Annotated in this window: 13 protein-coding genes and 1 pseudogene; 6 read left to right on the forward strand and 8 right to left on the reverse strand. The window is 38.7% G+C overall.

What is annotated here, in order from left to right:
* The first annotated feature begins 274 nt into the window (after window positions 1-274).
* The gene (locus KA717_23070; protein ID UXE58872.1) at window positions 275-502 is read left to right on the forward strand and encodes a type II toxin-antitoxin system HicA family toxin; all 228 of its coding nucleotides are present in this window, start codon (window positions 275-277) and stop codon (window positions 500-502) included.
* A 4-nt stretch (window positions 503-506) separates the two neighbouring features.
* A complete protein-coding gene (locus KA717_23075; GenBank protein ID UXE58873.1) occupies window positions 507-728 on the forward strand; it encodes a type II toxin-antitoxin system HicB family antitoxin in 222 nt (73 codons plus the stop codon).
* Between the two features lie 279 nt (window positions 729-1,007).
* Here KA717_23075 and KA717_23080 read toward each other — a convergent pair whose 3' ends face one another.
* The 3 genes from KA717_23080 to KA717_23090 form a co-directional block, all read right to left on the reverse strand.
* Entirely contained in the window at window positions 1,008-2,663 is a 1,656-nt protein-coding gene (locus KA717_23080) for a dynamin family protein (GenBank protein UXE58874.1), read from the reverse strand.
* Window positions 2,664-2,760: 97 nt separating this feature from the next.
* Window positions 2,761-6,588, reverse strand: coding sequence for a dynamin family protein (locus KA717_23085; GenBank protein UXE58875.1), 3,828 nt, complete (start codon window positions 6,586-6,588; stop codon window positions 2,761-2,763).
* 213 nt (window positions 6,589-6,801) lie between these two features.
* Window positions 6,802-7,521, reverse strand: a complete 720-nt coding sequence (locus tag KA717_23090) for a hypothetical protein (GenBank protein UXE58876.1) — start codon at window positions 7,519-7,521, stop codon at window positions 6,802-6,804.
* Between the two features lie 437 nt (window positions 7,522-7,958).
* Here KA717_23090 and KA717_23095 point away from each other — a divergent pair, with 437 nt between their 5' ends.
* Both KA717_23095 and KA717_23100 read left to right on the forward strand, forming a co-directional pair.
* Window positions 7,959-8,198, forward strand: coding sequence for a hypothetical protein (locus KA717_23095; protein ID UXE58877.1), 240 nt, complete (start codon window positions 7,959-7,961; stop codon window positions 8,196-8,198).
* Window positions 8,188-8,640, forward strand: coding sequence for an HNH endonuclease (locus KA717_23100; protein UXE58878.1), 453 nt, complete (start codon window positions 8,188-8,190; stop codon window positions 8,638-8,640). Before KA717_23095 ends, KA717_23100 begins: the two co-directional genes overlap by 11 nt.
* Window positions 8,641-8,712: 72 nt before the next feature.
* Here the strand turns inward: KA717_23100 and KA717_23105 are convergent, their stop codons facing one another.
* From KA717_23105 to KA717_23125, 5 genes and pseudogenes are all read right to left on the reverse strand, one after another.
* Window positions 8,713-8,904 carry a hypothetical protein gene (locus KA717_23105; GenBank protein ID UXE58879.1) on the reverse strand — a complete coding sequence of 64 codons (192 nt, stop codon included), beginning with the start codon at window positions 8,902-8,904 and terminating at the stop codon, window positions 8,713-8,715.
* Between the two features lie 23 nt (window positions 8,905-8,927).
* Complete coding sequence (locus KA717_23110; protein ID UXE64757.1) at window positions 8,928-10,187, reverse strand: 3-isopropylmalate dehydratase large subunit; 1,260 nt, start codon at window positions 10,185-10,187, stop codon at window positions 8,928-8,930.
* 150 nt (window positions 10,188-10,337) lie between these two features.
* A pseudogene (locus KA717_23115) lies at window positions 10,338-10,487 on the reverse strand (3-isopropylmalate dehydratase).
* Between the two features lie 162 nt (window positions 10,488-10,649).
* Window positions 10,650-11,714, reverse strand: a complete 1,065-nt coding sequence (locus tag KA717_23120) for a 3-isopropylmalate dehydrogenase (GenBank protein UXE58880.1) — start codon at window positions 11,712-11,714, stop codon at window positions 10,650-10,652.
* On the reverse strand, window positions 11,698-12,876 hold the full coding sequence (locus KA717_23125) for a 2-isopropylmalate synthase (GenBank protein ID UXE58881.1): 1,179 nt from the start codon (window positions 12,874-12,876) through the stop codon (window positions 11,698-11,700). The genes KA717_23120 and KA717_23125 overlap by 17 nt, the downstream gene beginning before the upstream one ends.
* A gap of 244 nt (window positions 12,877-13,120) precedes the next feature.
* On the opposite strand from KA717_23125, the gene KA717_23130 reads away from it, so the two are divergent.
* A complete protein-coding gene (locus tag KA717_23130; GenBank protein UXE58882.1) occupies window positions 13,121-19,627 on the forward strand; it encodes an amino acid adenylation domain-containing protein in 6,507 nt (2,168 codons plus the stop codon).
* The gene (locus KA717_23135; GenBank protein UXE58883.1) at window positions 19,627-22,863 is read left to right on the forward strand and encodes an amino acid adenylation domain-containing protein; all 3,237 of its coding nucleotides are present in this window, start codon (window positions 19,627-19,629) and stop codon (window positions 22,861-22,863) included. Before KA717_23130 ends, KA717_23135 begins: the two co-directional genes overlap by 1 nt.
* Window positions 22,864-23,033: the final 170 nt, after the last annotated feature.

The raw sequence follows: 23,033 nt of genomic DNA on the forward strand, positions 1-23,033 counted from the left end.
AAATTTAAGATTGTTTTCTCCGCCTCCTTCAATGGCTAGTAATTCAAATGTATCTGGATATTTTTGGGCAAGTTGTTGAAGGGCGATCGCCGTTAGATATGGCTCTATTCCTTAGCTGATAAGGTTTTCAGAAATAGCTAAATAGAAAATTTACAATTGGTTACAGAAGGAGTTGGGTTAAAGTTGCGATCGCCGATCAATATATCTCAGTCTCAAACGCGATCACTTTCACAAGCCTAAGCTAAAATTGGCTTGAGGTTTAAAATTACCAATAATGGATAAAAAAGACAAGCTACTGAAAAAAGCCATAAATAATCCTCAAGGTTTACGTTTCAGCGAATTTGAGACATTATTAAGTCTTTGTGATTGGGTTTTTGATCATCAAACAGGCAGTCACCGTATTTGGTATTCGACAACTAAAGTACGTTTATCTATTCAACCGACTAAGAATGGAGAAGCGAAAGCCTATCAAGTTAGACAATTTTTATCTTTACAGGACTAATCCTATGACTCAAACAAATATTTTTGATGGTTTTACGATTAATCTTTTTCAAGATGAAGATGGAGATTGGTTGGCTCATTTGGTAGAGATGCCAACGGTTTCTGCTTTTGCGGATACTCCTCAAGGAGCTATTGATGAATTGGAATTAGCTTGGCAAGGAGTTAAGGAGAGTTATCGTAAACATGGAGAAACTATTCCTCTTGAACCGATATTGATTAAGACATAAATAGTAAAGCGATCGCCAATCAGTCTATCTCAGTCTCAAACGCGATCGCGCTATCAATATTTCTCAGTCTCAAACGCGATCGCTCCTTATTATCTACAAAACCGCGATCGCAGACCTCGTCCTCATCCTGATGCTGTTCTCTGGGGCGATCACGGGATCGTTTAACTTTTTAATCTCTCTTGGGTTTAATTTTGGGAATATATTCGACAAAATCTTGTTAAGACTGGTTTGACAGAACTTCCTAAAAATTATCCTTTTTTATGGGGAGAGCTTTAATAACTACCTTAAAAAATGTAAAAAATAATTTTTCCAAAAAATCATAAATACTTTAAAAGATTCCAATATTTTTAACTTATGCCTATTTATTCCAGCTTTTTGCAATTTTATATATCGAATTGAATCAATAGAAGAATTTACAGAATTCAAGTCATTACGTTTGTGAATAACTTCACGAGATTCTGGTGGTATAGAAAAAGTAATTAAAGGATAAATATTTTTTTCATATTCATTTATAGAAGCTAAGGTACTTTTACTAAATTCGGATAGATAGCTATAGGCAGCATCTTTATAAGCCTGCCACTTCTTATTTTCATATTCTTGGTCTAATTTTTTTCGATTTGCACCACCGTTAAAAATATCACCAATCCACTGTCCCGCATTTCGATCTTGACGACTAGGTAATGAGACATTTGGGAGGTTAGGAAATGAAATATTAATGCTACTAGAATTACTTTTATTGAGTTTTCTACAGGCCTTGCTAACGCATTTTTCTATAGATTGAGTATAACCAATAATAATAGATTTAAACTTGCTATCTTGCCATCCATAAAAAGCTTGAGTTTCTAAAGCTTTTGCGGCATCCATTTGATAACTGGCTACAAGGGTATTTGAAGATAGCCAATTTTTATAAGTTTCTACTCTTTTTAAAAATTCTTCTTTTAGTGATTTTTCTTCTTGTTTTCCTTTCTCAATAGCAAGATTTCTAACATTTTCAGCATTTAAAATTTCCATAGCTAAGTCATTAGCTAACTCTTGCAATATGTATTTTACTTTACTTGCTACAGGGAGTACACGGAGTAACCTAGTATGACTTGTTCTTTTTTTCTGTATTGAAATAATAGTCAATAAAGTAACTTCAAAATCAATAATGCCACTTTTGAAGACTTTCCTTTTTTTGTTTTTTTGTTTTGCTTCTAGGGCAGGAAGTGCATCAACACAGTATAGGTTTTTTAACCCATTAGGTAAATCAGGTTTGAAAAATTTAATTGTTGAGACAACATCATCATATATTTCGCTTTTATCCTTTTGGGTTTCTATTTCATTCATACGATTAAGTACAAAAACAACTGTTTTTATTCCTCTCTCAATTAACCATTGATTTAAAGTGTCTTGTTCACCTTGAGTAAAGGGTTGTCTTGCATTTAATATTTGGATAACTAAATCAACTTGTAATAATTGGTCACGAACTAAAATATCTTGTGCTTCTCTATCATTTGTCCCAGGCAAATCCAGCAGTTCTACTCCGTTCTTTAATAAGAAATGAGGGTATAAAACTTCCACAGAGCTAACATCTTCTCTTCGTTGTCCTTTTCGGTTTAGGACGGCAAATTCTTTAAGGATTTCTGTGTCATTGCTTCTAATGATTTCACCTGATTTTAAGGTAATAATTGTAGTTAAAGTTTTTCCATATTTAATTCTGATGACTGTACCCGTCGTTCTGACCATCTTGACAGGCATTATATCTTGACCTAAGAGAGCATTAATTAGGGTGGATTTGCCAAAGTTAAAGGGGGCAAGCACAGCTATTCTAAAGTTAGGATTAACGAGTTGTTCGCAGACCAATTCTACGTCTTTAATAAGTTGTTGATGTTCTTGGAGATCGAGAAATTGGCAAGCTGTTTTAAGAGTGTTTGAAATAGTAACTACGGATTTCATTTTTGAATTTAAGTCCTTAATTAAATTAATAGAGAAAAGCGTAGTCCACTAAATAATTATTTTAGTAAACTACGCTTAAAAAGTCACCAAAATACGCTTATGTTTTAGCGGTAGCTATCTCTGTATATTTAGCATTGATAGCTTCCCATTGGGCGGAAATATATGCTTTCAAGGCTTCTAAACGTTTTGCTTCAGCTTGAGAATCAACTTCTTTACTCCTTTTGGATTCCAGTAAGTTATTCAGAGAACTTTCCAAAGATTCAACATCATCTTTTAACTGATCGGCATAACTCTCAAAACCAACAAATAAATTCCCAATAGCTTCCTTAATACCCGATATTTGCTCAGGTTCAAGCAATTTTTGGAATTCTTGCACTAATTGTTTCTGCATTGCTTTTTGAAATTTCTCGACCTCCGAACGTTTTCCCCACCAAGCCGCCAATGCACCACCTCCAACACCAACAGCTAATAAAGCCGCTCCTATTGGTGTCACAGCTAACCCAGCCATTAATAGTATGTGAGTGCCAAGATAAACATTTGCAGCTGTAGCCAGTCCAACACCTGCTGTGATTGTACCGACTGTAGCGGCTGATCCAGCTAAAATCATTTTTTTAGTTGCGTTACCATCAATTGCCTTTAGGGAACTTTCTGGAGTAGAACCAGTTTGATAGGTTGATAGTTGAGATTGATTTTGAATATTAAGGTCTTTTCCTTCAAGAATTTCCTTAATTTCTTGTCTTTCCTTATCGTATTCTTTGTTTTCTTCATTAAACAACTCAGTCAACTCAAGATAAGTATTGGCTACTATACCCGCACTTATTTTTTTCCATCCATCAAGTTTCTCTTGCTGGTATTCTTGGAATTTTTTCTCTAACAGTTTTTTATAGTTCTCTTTCTGATTCTCTCCGAGACCAGCTACTGGGGGCATTGTGAAATCATTCTCAATTTTGCTTAGTATTTGACTAAAGTAACTCTGATAGTCTCCCCCAACTTGTGCAATACAAGAATTTTTTGTATTAGTAGCCTGGGTTCTTAACCCTTTGGCAATTTTCTTCATTAACTTAATATGAGGATTAACTTTTCTGATTTTTTCTTCCAAAGACTTTACCGTCTCATCAAGAACAATTAATCTCTCCTCAACAGTCTTAGTTACTGTATTCGTAACAGATGTTGCCGTTTGGAGAGATGGCAATAGTTCAGCAATTAATCGTTCATGAATCAAGAACCGATCAAGCCTCGTGCTGAATTGTATAAACCCAGTTCCATCGAGAGAGTTTCTTTCTTTTAGTTTTTCTAACGCTGTACGAGCATATACATCAAATATGGTATCCTCCCACATTTGTTCGATTTCTTCTTCTTTTGCTGTTAAACAGTCAGATAATCTTTCAACAAAAGCCTCATGTATTTCTTCTTTATCTGATTCTGGGACTAATTCCCATTGATTTATCAAAAAGAATACTGATCCTACTTTATCCTTAATATGCGTGTTTAGATAAGCTTGCTCTTTGGCAGTAAGCTGCTGGTGAGCACTTAAAACAAATAGAATTGCATGACATTCAGGAATGTACGACAACGTTTTTCTATCTTCAGCCTCCGAACTGTTCAGTCCCGCTGTATCAATAAACTCTACCCCCCTCGATAACAATTCGATTGGGTAATAAATTTCAGCTTTTTCTAAAGAATTTAGCCAATTCTCAACTGTTTTAAAAAAATCCTTGATTTTGTTTTTTACTTGCTTTGAGTTAAAGGTATATTTCTCTTGATACTCCCGTAAGCTCATACTTTCTTGTGTGCCATTTTTTTTATAAACTATAACTTTTTCTTGCTCACCGTATTGAATAAAAGTAGGAATAGACGTAGTAGGAGTGACTCCCATTGGTAGCAATTCTTGACCAAATAAAACGTTTAAAATACTGCTCTTACCACGATTAAAATCTCCAATAATCAAGAAACGAAACTTTGCATTTTTCAATTTATCAACTTCCCTACGCAAATTATCTATTAGAGCCGATAGTGCCAACTCTCCCGATGCTTCTGCCGCTTGTTTCTCTGATGTAACTAAGGTTTGACGTATTTGATCCAGTTGATCGGCAAACCAAAGACGAACTTCAGTTGCCTCTAAATTAACGGAAGAAGTTTGATTACTCATGGGATTTTTCCTCGTGGTTGTTTGACTAATGACGCTTGGTTGACTCATCATACCAGATTTTTTAGTATTTGTCTCAATGATCACTGGTGATTTTTCGTCTTCTATCATTGGCAGATCGAGAATACTACCAAGGTGGATCAGAAATTCCCAACCAACTAAAAGGCCACTAATTCCAGTCGTTTTACTTTCATCAATCCCTTCAGCCCCCCGAATTTTCTCTGATAACGAATTTAATGACTCTAAAAAGAGTTTATTCTCTTGATAAATAATCCGTTTTAATACTTGACAATCATCATCGTTATTAACATCAAAAATCTTATCTGCGGGGATACGATTAACCTCTAGCCAATCAGAAAAAGCCTTATTTCCCTGTTCTAAAGCCAAGTATTTATACTCACTAGGTAAATTAGCCAAAGACAATGCTAACTTCATCCGAATTTCAGGCGCACAATAGGCAAAATTCGACTTTAAGCTATCATAAAACTTTCCGTAAACCTTCACAATGCTGGAAATAGCTTCCTGCCAAAATTCCGAAGTTAACAGAGGATTATCCCGATATTTTTCTAATAAGTAAGGAATTAAACTAGGCAATAAAGGAGTATTTTCCCAAGAATTACCCAAAAAGAGAATGTCCGCATAAAGCCCGATGGTCAAACAATGCCATACCGCTAAATATCGATAAAATGTTTTATAGTCTTCCTCCGTAATTATGTATTTCTTGCGAATGGGTAAATCGGTAACACCAGTTTGTTTTAATTCAGCAATTTCTGCTAACTCTTGGTAATAAATCTGTAAATTTTCCTCATCAACCTTGCCTAAAGCCTTAATATAAGCTTCATCTTTACCACTAGCCTTAATTTTTTCTCTTTTTTTCTCCCATTCCAACGCTCTTTTTTTAGCAGATTCGTAAAGCAAGTCAGAAAAGGATTGACCCGATAAAATGGAAGAGCGACTAAAAGAAACATCCCCACTAAACCAATATCCCACGCTGAAATTTAGTTCTTCCAAGGGAATTTTCGTATCTAAGATTAAAATAGGAATGCTTTTCAACTGTGAATGCAGAGACAATAGAGCCGCATTTCCACCTTGGCTATTAGAAATCCAATTTCCATCTAAGAATTGAACAGGCCATTCTTGATTACCAGCATAACCCTGGCGAAGAAACTGATGAATTTCTTCCGCTAAAGTATCTTCAAAGCCAGAAAGATAGGGTTTGCCTGTTTTGGGATCATAATTTAGTTGCGGTGGTGAAATTAACACCTGTAAAGGCATCACCCGATGAGCAAAAGAATTTTCTAATAAATCAAAAGCTTGATTATGAATAGGGGATTTATCCGATCTCAACCTTTCCCGCATCAACTCCACCGCATTTTGATGTTGCAAACGAGCTAAATCACGTTGAAAATCTTGCTGTAATTGCAATATCTCAAGCTCAATCTTTTTCCTTTGTTCAAAACTCCACTTTTGAAAATCCAGATTTTTTTGATTAATCGCAAAATTAACTTCTGCTCGAAATACCTCAATTTCTTTTAGTCTTTCGTGACTAAGCTCGGCCAATTCTTTTTGAAAATCTTGATTTTCCCGTTGTTGCAATATCGAAAATTTGATCTGATTATATTGCAATTCAGCAGAATGCTTTCTACTTAACAGCGCAACCTCTTCCGATGAGTCCCGATTTAAAGAACTGATCTTTTCAGATGATTGACGGTTTTTTCCTGCTTGCCAAGCATTAATTCCACTTGATGCTAATAAACTTAAGCCATACATCCAAGACATAGTTTTAATTTCTCCACAATGATTTTTTGTAAATTTAATTTGATCCCAATTAATCCCAGTAATCCAGACCAGAACAACGCGATCCTTTGATTATAGGCAAAATTACCTAAAAATTCCCCCGTAGGCTTCCAGCCTGTCCAATTAAGAACGAAAGAAACAGGCAAGATGCCTGTTCTACTATTTGATAGCATAGAAACCACATTTCATAAAATCTTAAACTTTTTTAGCCTGTTCTCTTAAGTTTTGAGCCTCTGCCTGATATTTTTCGGATTTAGCCATATCACTCCGAGCATTTTCATCATAACTAGCGGCATTTGACGGGTTGTTATGGTCACGATGCCAATCAGCGTTTTTAGTGTTATACTCAGAACTACTTTTACTTTCATTAGCCTTTTTTTCTAGTTCATTAGCTTTGCTCAATAACTCAGAAGCCTGCTCAGAACCCGATCGCTGAGAAGGATGATTCAAATGAGAAGTATGATCAATGTGAGAGTATTGATGATCAAGCAAGCCATTAGCATGATGGGGCTGATAATCTGCTAAGTGCTGGTTTTCAAAAGAATGCTCCAAATGGGAAGAATGATCAACTTGAGAATACTGATGATCGAGCGAGCTATTAGCATGATGGGGCTGATAATCCGCTAACTGCTGGTTTTCAAAGGAATGATCCAAATGAGAAGGATAATCAACTTGAGAATATTGATGATCTAAAAAATTGTTTGCGTTATGGGGCTGATAGTCCGCTAAATTATGACTATCAAACCCACTGTGAAAATGATTCGGCTCATAAACCCCAATACTAGCTGGATCGAAAGGATCATGATGGACTCCAATGGCTGGATCACTCAATAAGTCTTGGGGCGTGTCCAAATCGCTTGGTAAGTTGGGTACATCGGCAGAGTGAAAACTATGGTCTAGAGGCTGAGTATCCATTGATGATTACCTTGGTAAAGGAGTTAAGAGTTAGACACAATTAACAGATTGTAGTGATAGCTTAAATACGGTAGAAAATATTTATGTTGGAATTATAGCTTTATTTTTCTAACCTGGCACCTCAAGATAGTGCGATCGCCGCTTCGCAGTTTCGTAGGTTTGCTTAACACAAGGAACCCCAACTTTAGTTCAAAGAGGCGCGATCCTTAGCTGACACTGCTTTCACAAATAACTGAATAGGGACAAATACTACAATTAATTACCGAGGGAGTCGGTTCAAAATAGCGATCGCAACTTTTTTGGCGGGGTTGTCTTTCTAAAGGATAAAATGGAGAAGCAACATTGAAATCGAGGTCAAGCCTATGACAATTCGACTAAACAATTATTGGTTTCACATAAAGAATGATAATTTGTGTATAACGCATAATAGAGGCTAAATGGTTACAACTCTTAACAAGCCATCTTCTTTAATCAATGAAATCCAACTTGAAAAAGTTGGCAACTGGAATTTATTCAAATTCAGTGAATCTCTTCAACTGCGAATGGAGAGCCTACTAGAACAGAAAAAAGCAGATCAAATCACTCCTGATGAAATCTCTGAATTGGATGCGATCGGCGAGTTAGATCGTATTTTTACTCGTATCAACGCAATGCTTGCTGCTCAAAATGCCAATTAGTGATGAACTGAAGCAAGCTATTCGAGAGCGTGCAAAATATATCTGTGAATATTGTCATTCTCCAGAACGGTTGAGTGCCAATAGGTTCACCATTGATCATGTTATTCCGAAATCTTTGGGTGGTTCTGACGCACTCGACAATCTTGCACTTGCTTGTCGTCGTTGCAACGAGAGACGCTACAATTTTGTGGCTGGTATCGATCCCGAAACTCAGGAAATCGTCCCTATTTTTAATCCTCGTCAACAGAAGTGGGCAGAGCATTTTGTTTGGCAGGATCACGGCATTGTAATAGAAGGAACTACACCCATTGGTCGCGCAACTTGTCTTCGACTTGATTTAAACGATACCCGTTATCCAGAGAACGATTCCATCCGAGAAACAAGACGATTTTGGATACAAACTGGATTGCATCCTACACCAGATGATCCCTGCCAAGCTTAAAATTGTGTTCTTGCCAGCGAGTGCGATCGCCATTTCATAGTTTTGCTTAACACAAGAAAAACCAACTTTAGTTCAAAGAGCCGCGATCGCCCTAGCCTTTTGATCCAGTTCCCCATAGGTTAAACGAGCTTCTTCGGTTTCTCCGTCCCGCAGAAAAATATAGGCAATGCGTTCAGGTTGGCTACTGGCCCGATAACGGAGTAATTCAACTAGGGTTGAGAATTTATTAAAGGGTTCTTGCAGATCATCATAGTTAATAGTCATAGGTAACAATCATCAGAAAAGTATTAATCAAGATTGGCAGTAATTTTACCTTTGATAGCTGAAATTGCGACTGTTCTAGGGGAAGCCAAATAATTTTTAGCGGTAGGGTCGCCACTACGTCCTTTAAAATTACGATTGGTGGCATAGACTCCCGTTTCTTCTTTCTCTAATACTCCCTTTCCTGAATTAATACAAGCTCCACAACCAGATTTGAGCATTTGCGCTCCAGATTCCTCAAAAATGGCAAGATAGCCCAATTCTTCGGCTTTTTGACGTACCTCCATCGAAGCTGGCACTACAAATAAATCTACCCCCTGGGCAACCTGACGATCTTTTAATACAGCCGCCGCTTGGGCGAGATCGTAGAGTTTTCCGCCAGTACAAGAGCCGATAAAAGCTTTGGTGATGGGAACATCTTCTAATTGACTAATGTTGACTACCTGATCTGGTTTGGGGGGACGGGCAACTTGGGGTTCTAAATGGCTCAGATCGAATTGATAAACAGCCTCATACTCGGCATCGGGATCAGCGATAGCGTCTTCAAACTCAATTGATGTGCGACTGGTAACATAATCATTTGTCACCTCATCCGCCGCAATTAAACCACACATAGCACCACATTCAATGGCCATATTAGCCAAGGTCAGGCGTTCATCTAAGGGCAATTGTTCAATGATAGAACCGCGAAATTCCATGACTTTACTGGTGGCTCCCCCACAGCCCAATTTTCCGAGAATAAACAAGATAATATCCTTAGCACTAATCTGAGCAGGCAGGGTTCCCGATAACTCAAACACCAGGGTGGGCGGGACTCGTATCCACATATCTCCCATCGCAAAAATATTGGCCATATCTGTGGTTCCCACCCCTGTGGAAAAAGCTCCTAAAGCTCCATAGGTACAGGTATGGGAGTCTGTTCCCGCAATGATCATGCCAGGGCGAATAAATCCTTTTTCTGGCAACAAAACATGACAGATACCCGCCGCTTCCCCTGGGGAAACCAGATCAAATAGATGACAGCCTTGAGCTTGGGCAAATTTAACCATCTGCTCGTACATAACAGGGGCTTTGTTATCAAGGCGAATGTCATTAATTTGAATAAAGTGATCCGCGACTAACACCACCCGTTGCGCGTCCCATAATTGGGCAGTTTTCCCATAATTGTCATAAAATACCTTTGCGACCGAACTAGCCACCGCATCATGGGATAAAGCCAGATCAACCTTGGCAAACACTCCTTCCCCTGGTTTAACGTAATCATTGCCCGAAGCTTTTGCTAACATCTTTTCTACCCTGGTCATGGGACGGGCAGGGGTAACACTCCGAGGAATATTAACTTCTCCTTGACGACGCTTTTGGTTAAAGGCCATTAATCCCCCAGCAGTGGCGATCGCTTCTACCACAGGGTTTTGTTCCGTCTCCCCAATAATTTCTAAGGGGAGTCCAATATTAATACTATTGCGATAGAAAATTTCGGCGAACGATCGCGCTTTAACTTTTTTGATGCCAGCCGCTTTGAGGGCAATGGGGGCAATTTCTCGACTTGATCCACAGCCAAAATTATCCCCGGCTTCGATCTCATCGTATTTGAGTAGTTCTCCCACGCCAATGATGTGTTCTAGAGCATATTGTTTTAAGTGGTCTGGATCATCATTAGTCCCCCTTTTCGCTGGAATAATATCGTCAGTATTAATATCATTTCCCAGGTTTAGGATTTTGTTGGCATCAGTCATGGATTAGACTCCTTATTGAGTAGGTTGTTCAAGGGAAATTTCTTCAAGCAATAGGTCAACGAGGGTGGCAGTATTGACCAAAGTTTCGTGGTTTTGAGGAGACAAATCGGCGGTTCGGTATCCTTTACTTAAGAGTCGTTCTTGGGCCTTAAGAATCCGTTGGGCTGCCTTGATTTCTCCCCATTGTTGTAGCATCAAAACACAACCCGCTAGAGTACCCAGGGGGTTAGCAATACCCTTGCCAGCAATATCTGGGGCAGTGCCATGAATGGCTTCATACATCCCCAAACCCTGCTCATTGAGACTGGCCGATCCCAGTAACCCAATGGAACCGACCAACGCTCCACCAATATCGCTGAGAATGTCCCCAAACAGATTCCCTGCCAAAATCACATCAAATTGTTGGGGATTAAGAACCAGTTGCATGGCCAAATTATCAACGAGCATCGGAGACACTACCACATCAGGAAAATTAGTAGCTTCCTCTTGTACCAGTCGAGTCCAGGGAATCTGAGGTAGGGCATTTTCTTTGTGGGCAACGGTCAGTAAACCTCGACGTTCCTGGGCTTTTTGGAGGGCGATCTTTGCAATACGACGAATTTCTTGATCGTAATAGCACATGGTGTGATATCCGTAGGCCCCCTTTTCATCGGTACTCCGACCTGCTGGGCCAAAATAGATACCACTGACCAGTTCTCGAACGATGAGGATATCGAGATTTTTTACTTTCTCAGGTCGCAGACTAGAGGTATGCAGTAAACTTGGGCAACTGCGAATGGGTCGCAGATTGATAAAAAAGTCGAAGTGCCGCCGTAGTTCTAGCAGTCCCCCTTGGCTTACTGCACCAAAGACAATGCCATCAGATCCTTCACACTGTTGGATCGTTTCTGGGGGAAAAGGACTACCTAATTTTTCTAAGGCCAATCCACCGAGCAAAGCGTAGTCTATCTTTAAGGTAAATCCTTCGAGTTGGGCAACTTGGCGCAGAATGGTTAAGGACGCTCCGACAACTTCAGGGCCAATGCCTTCTCCTGGGATGGCGACGATACGATAGGATGATTTATTCAAAGATGCCATTTTTCCATAACTCCACCACCTCATTGGCGGTAAAATACCGTTCTTGCTCTAGAGCTAAGGTTTTGATAACAGCGCACATTTTTTCATATTTTTCCTTGGGTTGGGGAAGATTCAAGGTTTTCTCAAATAAATAACGGAAATTGCTTGCACCACTCCATTTCCCAAAAAGAATATCAATTGTATTATGGGGCAACACGGCATAACTTTTGGGATCAGCTAACAACGAATTAACATGAATACCAGATTCATGGCGTTGGGCCTGTTGGGAGTAAGGAGCGGCGGGACGAATGCCTTTTTGTTGCATATAATCCAGAACTGGGGCGATCGCCTCATAGTTAATGCCTTCGACTTCAATACCAAAGCGAACTTTTAAGCCGTTTAATACCTGTTCAATGGCAACATTCCCAGCCCGCTCACCAATGCCGCCAAAGGTTCCCGAAACCAGGGTCGCACCTGCCATCACTGATTGGAGGGTATTTTCTAAAGCCAAGCCTAAATCATTATGGTAATGTACTCCCAGATTAACCCCTGTGGTACTTTGCAAGAGATCGTTAATCCAGATATAACTTTTTTCGGGACTGAGAACCCCAACGGTATCACAAAGGTAACAGTGTTCAACATAAGGACTGAAAGTACGCAAGCATTCAACCAAAAAGTCAAAATCAGCCCTTGACGCATCCTCGATCGCAAATTTTACCCTTAATCCTGCTTCCTGGGTTGCATAGCGTAAATGCTCAACAATTTCATCAATGGCATTTTCACGGATTCGGTTAATAATGCGGGCAGGAATGGGATCATCAATGGTCTTTCCTTGAAACTCCTTCATCTGAGAGATTTCGCGATCGCGTAGAAAGAGTAAGCGATCAGAAAGCCCTTTAAAGAGCGAGATCTTCTCAATACCACAGTCTTTTGATCTATCAATTAAGTGCTTTTTAATCGGAGTGGCAGCAATAATATCATGTCCTAGTCCTTGTGCTACTAAAGTTTTGACTAATTGTGCTTCCTGATCACAGACACAGGGCATTATTTCGATCTCAGATACCTTTGTTTTAGCAATTAAATGGGCAAATTCCTGTTTCATCTCATAGGAGAAGAACAATCCGGCTTGCTGTTCTCCATCTCGTAGGGTCGTATCTGAAATTTTAATGGGAAGGGTTTGCATTTTTCCTCTAATTCATAAGAATTGCCACAAATTCCTGCCGATAAGTCGAATGACTTACAGCCTTAATCTTACTTCCAATGTAGAATGTTGACAATTGAGGTTAATAGAAGTAAATTGATCTGAGGGGCCTGTCACCCTATTAGCTACTAAACTTTTTAAGAAATCGCCTTTTAATCTAGCGATCTTCATGTTACTGTTTAAAACTAGGACTTCTAGGTACCGAATTCTCTAAGTATTTTCACCAATGTTCAAGCAATATATCCACCAATTATTTGAAAGCCAAGTTGAACGCGCACCCGAAGCAGTGGCTATCCTTTCAGAACAAGGCCAGTTAACCTATGGGGAGTTAAATACCAAAGCGAATCAACTAGCTCATTATCTGCGAACCTTGGGGGTTAAGTCCGAGACATTGGTGGGACTTTGTGTTGATCGCTCCCTAGAGATGATCATTGGCTTATTGGGGATTCTTAAGGCAGGGGGAGCCTATGTGCCGCTAGATCCAGCTTATCCCAAAGAAAGATTGACTTACATGGTGCAGGATGCTCAAATCTCTGTGTTAGTCACGCAAGCCCAATGGTCTAACTTAATGGCTGACTATGAAGGGCAGGTGGTTTGTTTAGATAGTCAATGGGAAGAAATTGCCAGTTATGGTCAAGAGAATCTGGTTAATACGGTAAATCCTGAGAATTTAGCCTATGTCATCTATACATCAGGATCAACGGGAAAACCCAAGGGGGTAATGATTGAACACCAATCCTTAGTAAACTTTATTAAACTAGCGATCGCCCAATATCAGATGACGACAAGCGATCGCTGGCTTCAATTTTCCTCTATTAGTTTTGATATGGCAGCAGAGGACATCTATGTAAGTCTTTGTTCTGGTGCTACCTTGGTCTTGCGAACTGAAGAAATGATCAGTTCTATTCCCTTATTTGTTCAAAAATCTCAAGATTGGCAAATAACTGTTTGGGATTTACCCACCGCCTACTGGCATTTATTAGTTAGTGAATTAGTTAAGAGTAAAATAGCATTACCAGATAGCTTGCGATTAGTCATTATCGGCGGCGAAAGAGTTCAACCAGAATTGGTAAGAATGTGGTTTAAAAATATAGGAAATTTCCCTGAATTAGTTAATGGTTATGGCCCCACAGAAGCGACAATTGCAGTAACCATTTGTCGCCTACAACAACTGACAGAAAGTCAACGCAACAGGGCGGAAATTCCTATTGGAAAAAGTTTAGGGGAAAATATTTCAATTTATGTTTTAGATGAAACTTTGAAAATCGTTCCTACTGAAACACCAGGAGAAATTTATATCGGAGGTGCTGCGGTGGCAAGGGGGTATTTGAATCGTCCCGAATTAACGGCTGAAAAATTTATTCAAGCTCCCTTTAACCCCTCAGAAAGATTGTATAAAACAGGGGATTTAGGCAAGTATTTAGCCGATGGTAATTTAGAGTATGTAGGAAGAATCGATCATCAAGTTAAAATCAATGGTTTTAGGATTGAATTAGGAGAAATTGAAACCGTTTTACTCCAACATCATCAAGTCGCTCAAACCGTTGTCATTGATCGAGCCGATACTCTGGGAAATAAACAATTAGTGGCTTATCTTGTTCCCCATGCAACTGAGGAAAATTTAACAGTAACTCTGCAACAATTTCTGAAAGATAAGCTGCCTAGCTATATGATTCCTGGAACTTTCGTGGTATTAGATGAGTTACCCCTTACTCCCAATGGAAAAATTGATCGCAAAGCTTTACCCATACCCGATTATGACGGAAGCGATCGTCAAACCCCCTTTATTGCTCCTCGTAATCACCAAGAAGAAAAATTAGCAAATATTTGGCATCAGGTATTTGGATTAGAAAAAATTGGAGTTAACGACAACTTTTTTCACTTGGGGGGACATTCCCTCATTGCCACACAAATTTTATCTCGAATACGGGATATTTTCCAGGCTGAAGTGTCCTTTAAACAGTTATTGGAGAATCCTACCATTGGTGATTTAAGTCAAACAATTGTACAGCAACAACAAGTTAAGAAAACAACTAGCTTTAAAACAATCCAACCCATTGCACGGGACGGTTATTTGCCAGTTTCTTTTGCTCAAGAAAGGGTTTATTTTATTGAACAGTTAGCCCCATCTGTCACCGCCTATCAATTTCAAGAAAGTTTACGCATTAAAGGATTTTTAGATGTCTCTATTTTAGAAAAAAGTATCAGTGAAATTTTAAGTCGTCATGAAATATTTCGCACCACATTTCCAGCTATAGCGGGAAAACTGGTACAAGTTATTCATCCACCTGAACCTGTTAAATTACCAGTCATTGACTTACAAAATATTCCCAAAGATAAACAGGAAGAAGAAGTCGAAAAATTGACTGAACAGGCAGTTCATAAACCCTTTGATATTAGTCAATTACCGTTAATACGTTGGACGTTATTAAAATTAAATGAACAAGAATGGGTGTTAATTCATGTCGAACATCACATGGTTCATGATGGCTGGTCATTTAATTTATTTTTAAAGGAATTAGTCACTCTTTATCAAGCCTTTTCTCAAGGAAAACCTTCTCCCTTAAGTGAACCGTCCTTACAGTTTGTGGACTTTGCCCATTGGCAGCGAGAATGGACAAAAACAGAGGAAGCAAAAACACAACTCAACTATTGGCACCAAAAATTAGCGGGAAGTCCCCCTCTATTGGAATTACCCTATGATCGACCTCGGCCCACTGAGCAAACCTATGGGGGCGGAAGGGTACGGGTGGATCTTCCCTTAGATATTTGCCAACCCCTGAGAAGCCTGGGTCGTCGAGAGGGGGTAACGCTCTTCATGAGTATGTTTGCCGTCTTTGTCGCGCAAATTTATCGCTATACAGGGCAAGAAGATATCTGTGTGGGTTCTGGAGTGGCTAACCGACGGTTGCGAGAGACAGAGGGACTGATTGGCATGATTGTCAATAATATTGTCCTTCGTACTGATGTTTCGGGAAATCCCACCTTTAAGCAACTGTTAGAGCAAGTACGTCAAGTTACCCTGGAAGGCTATGCCCATGAAGACTTACCTTTTGATAAAGTCGTCGAAGTGTTAAAACCCGTTCGTCACTTAAGTTATAACCCCTTATTTCAGGTAATGTTTAGTTTCCATGATGCTCAATTGCCTGATTTGAATTTACCTGGGTTGACTATTAAACAGAACGAAGCCCTTACTAATAATTCGGCAAAATTCGATTTAGATATTGTGGTTATTCCGCGTTCTGAGCAACGGGTTGGACGTAATTCGGCCACAGAAACAAAGGGCATTGAGACCGAAGGAATTACGATGGTTTGGGAATATAATACTGACCTCTTTGATGAATCTACTATCAACAGAATGGTCGAAGATTATCAAACCCTATTACAAGGAATTTTGGCGAATCCCAATCAAAAACTATCTCAATATTCCCTGTTAACAGAACAACAGAAACATCAGTTATTAGTAGAATGGAATAATACTCAAGCTGAGTATCCGAAGGTTAAGGGCATTCATCAACTGTTTGAAGAACAAGTCAAAAAAACACCAGAGGCGATCGCTGTTATCTTTGAGGATCAATACCTCAGCTATCAACAATTAAACGAACAGGCAAACCAACTTGCCCATTATCTCCAAACATTAGGGGTTGAACCTGACAACTTAGTCGGAATTTTTCTAGAACGTTCCCTAGAAATGTTCATTGGACTATTGGGAATACTCAAAGCAGGCGGAGCCTATCTACCCCTAGATCCCACCTATCCAGAAGACAGATTAGCCTATATGGTTAATGATGCTCAAATTTCCACGATTGTTACTTTGGAAAAATGGGCAAATTTAGCCACTCAACAGGAACTTAACTGGGTTTGCTTAGATAGTCAAAAAGATATTATTGCTCAACAAAGTAGTAGTAATATGGATGTTGCAATAGAAGCCAAAAATCTTGCCTATGTCATCTATACATCAGGCTCTACGGGACAGCCCAAAGGGGTCTTGATTGAACATCAATCCTTAATTAACTTTACTAAAAGTGCGATAGAGAAATATGAAATAACGGGACAAGATACGGTCTTACAATTTGCCTCTATCAATTTTGACGCGGCGGCTGAAGAAATTTACCCCTGTTTAAGTCGTGGGGGAACCTTGGTGCTGAGAACCGAAGAAATGATGAAATCTGTCTCAGCATTTATCCAAGAATCTCAGAAAAAAGAAGTAACCGTTTGGGATTTACCCACTGCTTACTGGCATTTATTAGTCAGTGAAATTACTCAAGAAAATCTCCAATTACCGCCATCTTTGAGACTGGTAATTTTAGGGGGTGAGCGACTATTACCAGAAAGGGTAAAAATGTGGCAGGAATATGTGGGACAATATCCCCAATTAGTGAATAGTTATGGGCCGACAGAATCCACTGTTGTCTCCACTCTCCACTATCTAGAAGAAATCCCTGTTAATCAACCCGAAATTCCCATCGGAAAACCCATTGATAACGTCCAAGTTTACATCTTGGATCAATACTTACAACTGATGCCAGTTGGTGTCCCTGGGGAACTTCATATTGGAGGTTTAGGGGTAGCAAGGGGGTATTTAAACCGACCAGAATTAACAGTTGAAAAATTTATCAATAATCCTTTTAAAGCAGGAGAAAAACTCTATAAAACAGGGGATTTAGTTCGTTATAAGTTCAACGGTAATTTGGAATTTTTAGGACGCATTGACTCTCAAGTTAAAATTCGAGGTTTTCGCATTGAGTTGACGGAAATTGAAGCAGTTTTAAATCAATATCCAGCTATCAAGCAATCAGTCGTCATTGCCAGGGAGGATAATCCAGGGATTAAGCGATTAGTTGCTTATCTCGTCGGCAATAAAAATCAAAACACAATCGAAGAAATCCGCTATTACCTTAAGCAGAAACTACCGCCCTATATGGTTCCCTCTGCTTTCGTCTTCCTGGAAGAAATTCCCATAACGACTAACGGAAAAGTTGACCATCGTGCCTTACCTATTCCAGAAATGACTCCCTCGTTAGCTGGTGAGTTTACTGCGCCTAAAACCCCCATCGAAGAACATTTAACCGCAATTTGGGCTGAGGTCTTAAGACTGGAAAAAGTTGGTATTCATGATAACTTCTTTGAACTGGGAGGAGATTCAATTATTAGTATCCAGATGATTTCCAAAGCGAATCAAATGGGATTAAAATTAAGTCCTAAGCAACTTTTCCAGTATCAAACGATCGCAGAATTAGCTACCGTTGTCGGCACAGATAAGCAAATAAAAGCGAACCAAGGATTGGTGACAGGAATGATTCCTTTAACACCTATTCAACATTGGTTGTTTGAGCAAGATTTACCTGATGTTAATTACTTTAATCAATCCGCATTAATGGAGGTTCCCTCAACAGTAAACCCAGAACTATTAAAGCAAGTTATACAGGCATTATTAAATCATCATGATGCTTTGCGGTTGCGCTATATTCAAGAAAACGAAAGTCTAACTCAAGTTAATGATCCAGCCAAAGATGTAGTCCCTTTGACCGTAGTTGATTTATCACAGCTGTCTCCAAACGAACAAAAAACAGCAATTATAGCCAAAGATGAAGAAACTCAAAGGAGTCTAAACCTAACCACAGGAGAGATTGTCAAAGTTGTTTTATTTAACTTAGGAAATGAACAACCCAGTCAATTACTCATCGTCATTCATCACTTGGCGATCGATGGAATTTCTTGGCGCATTTTACTTGAAGATTTGGCTACCGCTTATCAACAAATTAGCCAAGTTCAAGAGATTAAATTACCGCTAAAAACGACTTCATTTCAAGATTGGTCTAACCAGTTAGTCATCTATAGTCAATCTGAAAAATTACAACAGGAAAGGAATTATTGGCTATCTCAATTAACCGAAGAAATTGCTTCTTTACCGATTGATTATCCTTGGACACAAGAGAGTAATCAGTTAAGTTCAGCTAAAGCGTTTCAACTATTTTTGAATGAAGAAGAAACTCGTAGCTTGTTGCAAGATGTTCCTGGGGTTTACAATACCCAAATTAACGATGTCTTGTTAACTGCTTTACTGGAAAGTTTTAGCCAATGGACAGGAGAAAAATCTTTAATTGTTGACTTAGAAGGCCATGGACGGGAAGATTTATTTGAAGTAATAGACTTGTCTCGTACTGTTGGTTGGTTTACCACCCTATTTCCAGTGCGACTAGAAGGGAGTCAAACGGGACAACTGCCAGAAACCTTAAAGTCAGTTAAAGAGCAACTGCGTCGCTTGCCTAATCGTGGCATCGGTTATGGTGTCTTGAAGTATTTGTCTAAAAATGGTGAGATTAACCAGCAATTTGAGAACTTAACCAAAGCACAAGTTAGTTTTAATTATTTAGGTCAATTTGATCAGGTGTTATCAGCATCAGGGGTTCTAGGAGAAGTTAAAGAGTGGAAAACGGAACGAAGCCTGGTCGGCGATCGCAGTCATCTCTTAGAAATTAGTGGATTAATTCGTTCCCAAAAATTAGAAATGCAATTTGTTTATAGTGAGAAAGTTCATCAACGAGATACCATTGAAAGATTGGCAAATGGATTTATGAGTGCCTTAAAAAGCCTAATTATTCACTGCCAGTCATCCCAGGATAAAGGTTATACACCATCAGACTTTTCTGCTGCTCAAGTTAGTCAAGAACAGCTAGATAAATTCTTGTCAAAAATTAATCAAAAGAAATCTAAAAAGGGGTCAGTTTGATGAACAACATTGAAGATATTTATTCCCTTTCCCCCATGCAACAAGGGATGCTCTTTCATACCCTTTATTCCCCAGAGTCTGAGGTTTATTTTGAACAGCTAGTTTGTACTTTAAAAGGAGAATTAAATCTTTCATTTTTTCAAGAAGCTTGGCAAACAGTTGTGGCCAAACATCCCGTACTAAGAAGTTCTTTTCATTGGGAAGAAATTGAAAAACCTCTGCAAATGATCAGCCAGAAAGTAGAGTTACCCTGGATGGTTTATGACTGGAAACATTGGGATAATTTACAACAAAAAGCAGCCTTAGAGTCGTTATTGAAAAGCGATCGCGCTTCAGGAATTGAACTTGATCAAGCCCCTTTAATGCGCTTTGCTTTAATACAGTTAGAAACCGACAGTTATCAATTTATTTGGAGTCATCATCATATTCTGCTTGATGGTTGGTCAATGCAAATTGTTCTTCAAGAGGTTTTTGACTGCTATGAAAGTTATAATCGCGGGGAATCTTTACAATTAAAATCCTGTCATCCCTATCGGGAATATATTAGTTGGTTACAGGAACAAGATAGTTCTCAAGCTAAGAAATTTTGGCAACAAAGACTTAAGGGGGTTGAAGCACCGACACCTCTGGTTGTTGAGCAATTGAGCAATAATCAACCCCAACAAGACATTTATCAAGAAATACCTTTTAAGTTATCTTTTGAGATTACCAACCAATTACAATCATTGGCACAAAAACATCATTTAACCCTTAATAATCTAGTGCAAGGAGCTTGGGGTTTACTGCTTTCTCGTTATAGTGGAGAAACGGATATTGTTTTTGGCGCAACGGTATCTGGTCGCCCTAGTGACTTGCCCAATATTGATAGAATGGTAGGGCTATTTATCAATACCTTACCCGTGCGATTACAAATTTCTGGACAAGAGAAATTAATTCCTTGGTTAAAAACATTACAAAGTCAGCAATTTGAACAAGAACCCTATACTTATTATTCCTTGGCTGATATTCAAAAAAATAGTGATATTCCGCCCAATATGTCTTTATTTGAAAGTCTCTTGGTATTTGAAAATTATCCAGTCAATTCCTCGAAAAATACTTCGGAAAAAACCTTAGAGATTACTGATATTCGGTGTTTAGAGAGAACAAACTACCCTTTGACGGTTGTGATTATTCCTAATAGAGAATTATCAGGCAGAATTGTCTATGATACCCGTCGTTTTGAAGCAGAAACTATTGAGCGTATGATTGGACATTTGCAAACCTTATTAGCAGCAATGGCGAATCACCCAGAACTCTCTCTCTATGAATTTTCACTATTAACTAAAGCGGAAGAAGAACAATTAATATTGGCAGAAAATCAAAATGATGCTCTCATCAAAAATATTGACTATCAATCTGTTCATCGCTTATTTGAGAAACAGGCAGAGAAGACTCCTAATGTGATCGCGATCTCCTATAAAAATGAACAATTAACCTATCAAGAATTAAATCAAAGAGCGAATCAATTAGCCCATTATTTACAATTTTTAGGCATCAAATTAGAGGATAAAATTGGCGTTTGCATTGAAAGATTACCTTTAATGGCGATCGCAATTTTAGGAATTCTTAAAGCAGGAGGAGCCTATGTTCCTTTAGATGCTGCTTATCCAGTGGAAAGATTAGCTTTCATGCTCGAAGATGTAAAATGTCCCATACTTTTAACTCAAACTCATTTATCTAATCAATTACCAGTTGATAATATTAAACAGGTCATTAATATCGAGTCAGAATGGGAAAATATTAGTCAATATTCCTCTGAAAATTTATTAACCCAAGTTACTCCTGATCACTTAGCTTATATTATTTATACGTCAGGTTCAACAGGCACGCCAAAAGGAACTGAAGTTCCCCATCGTAGCTTCATCGGTTTTATGTTTGGGGTTGATTATATTAAGCTTGACGCTGACAATATTTGGCTACAACATTCTTCAATTTCTTGGGATGCTTTTACTTTGGAATTGTGGCCACCATTGCTTTATGGGGGACGTTGTGTACTGTATCCAGACAATGTTACGAGTCCTGAAAACTTGAGTAAAATTATCAAAGAAGAAGGGGTTAATATTCTCTGGCTGACTTCTGCCTTATTTAACCTAATGATTGATACAATGCCAGAAGCTTTATTAGAAGTCAAACAATTGATAATAGGAGGAGAAGCTTTATCGGTTTCTCATGTTCGTCGTGCTTTAACTTTATTATCTAAAACACAGATTATTAATGGTTATGGCCCTTCGGAATGTACCGTGTTTTCTGCTTGTTATGGGATTCCTAAACAACTTGATCAGAATGTCAATTCAATTCCCATTGGTAAGCCAATTGGAGACAGAAAAGTTTATTTACTTGATCACAATTTACAACGGGTTCCAATGGGGGTTGCTGGAGAAATTTACATAGGCGGAAAAGGTGTTGCCAGAGGTTATTTAAATCAGCCAATGTTAACCCATAAAAAATTTATTGATAATCCTTTTTTAGCTGGAGATACTCTCTATAAAACAGGAGATTTAGCACGTCGTCTGACCGATGGAAATTTAGAATTTTTGGGGCGTATTGACAATCAGGTAAAAATACGCGGTTTCCGCATTGAATTAGGAGAAATTGAGACGATTTTAACGAATCATTCTGAAATACGAGAAGCCATTGTTACAATACGAGAAGATGTTCCTGGGAATAAATCTCTAGTTGCCTATATTGTTCCCCAGAATTATCAATTAACTGCCCATGATGTCAGAAATTTTCTGAGTCAAAAGTTGCCTAACTATGTGATTCCGAATGCTTTTGTCTTTTTAGACAAATTTCCTCTCACACCTAATGGTAAAATTAATCGTCTTGGTTTGCCCGTAGCCGATATTTCTCGGCAAAATTTAGGGGTTGAATTTGTTGCTCCTCGAACTTCTACAGAACGGGAATTAGCAACAATCTGGACTGAGGTTCTACAGTTGACAAAGGTAGGGATATATGATAATTTTTTTGAATTAGGAGGTCATTCTTTACTCGCAACTCAACTGATTTCTCGATTAAAAGAAACCTTTGAAATTGAGTTTCCCTTCCGCTACTTATTTGAAAATCCTACCATTAGCCAACTAGCAGAGAAAGTTGTTAACCAACGGATTGAACTAGTAAAAGCTGATGAATTGGCTCAAATCTTAGGGGAGATTGACGAGTTATCTGAGGATGAAGCGGCACAACAGTTAGTTTTGTGATTTTCAATTCAACTACTGTTATAATGGCAACTAGAAATGAGGGCTACCAAATATGGATAAGTCTATTAAACTCCTAAATATGACTACTAATACTGTATAAATCAAAATAGACCATATAAGCGAGTGGACTTAATTAATTGTTAGATCGTAGAACAGGCTTCTAGCCTGTG

Origin of the sequence: Woronichinia naegeliana WA131, from assembly GCA_025370055.1 — a bacterium.
Classification (GTDB): Bacteria; Cyanobacteriota; Cyanobacteriia; order Cyanobacteriales; family Microcystaceae; genus Woronichinia; species Woronichinia naegeliana.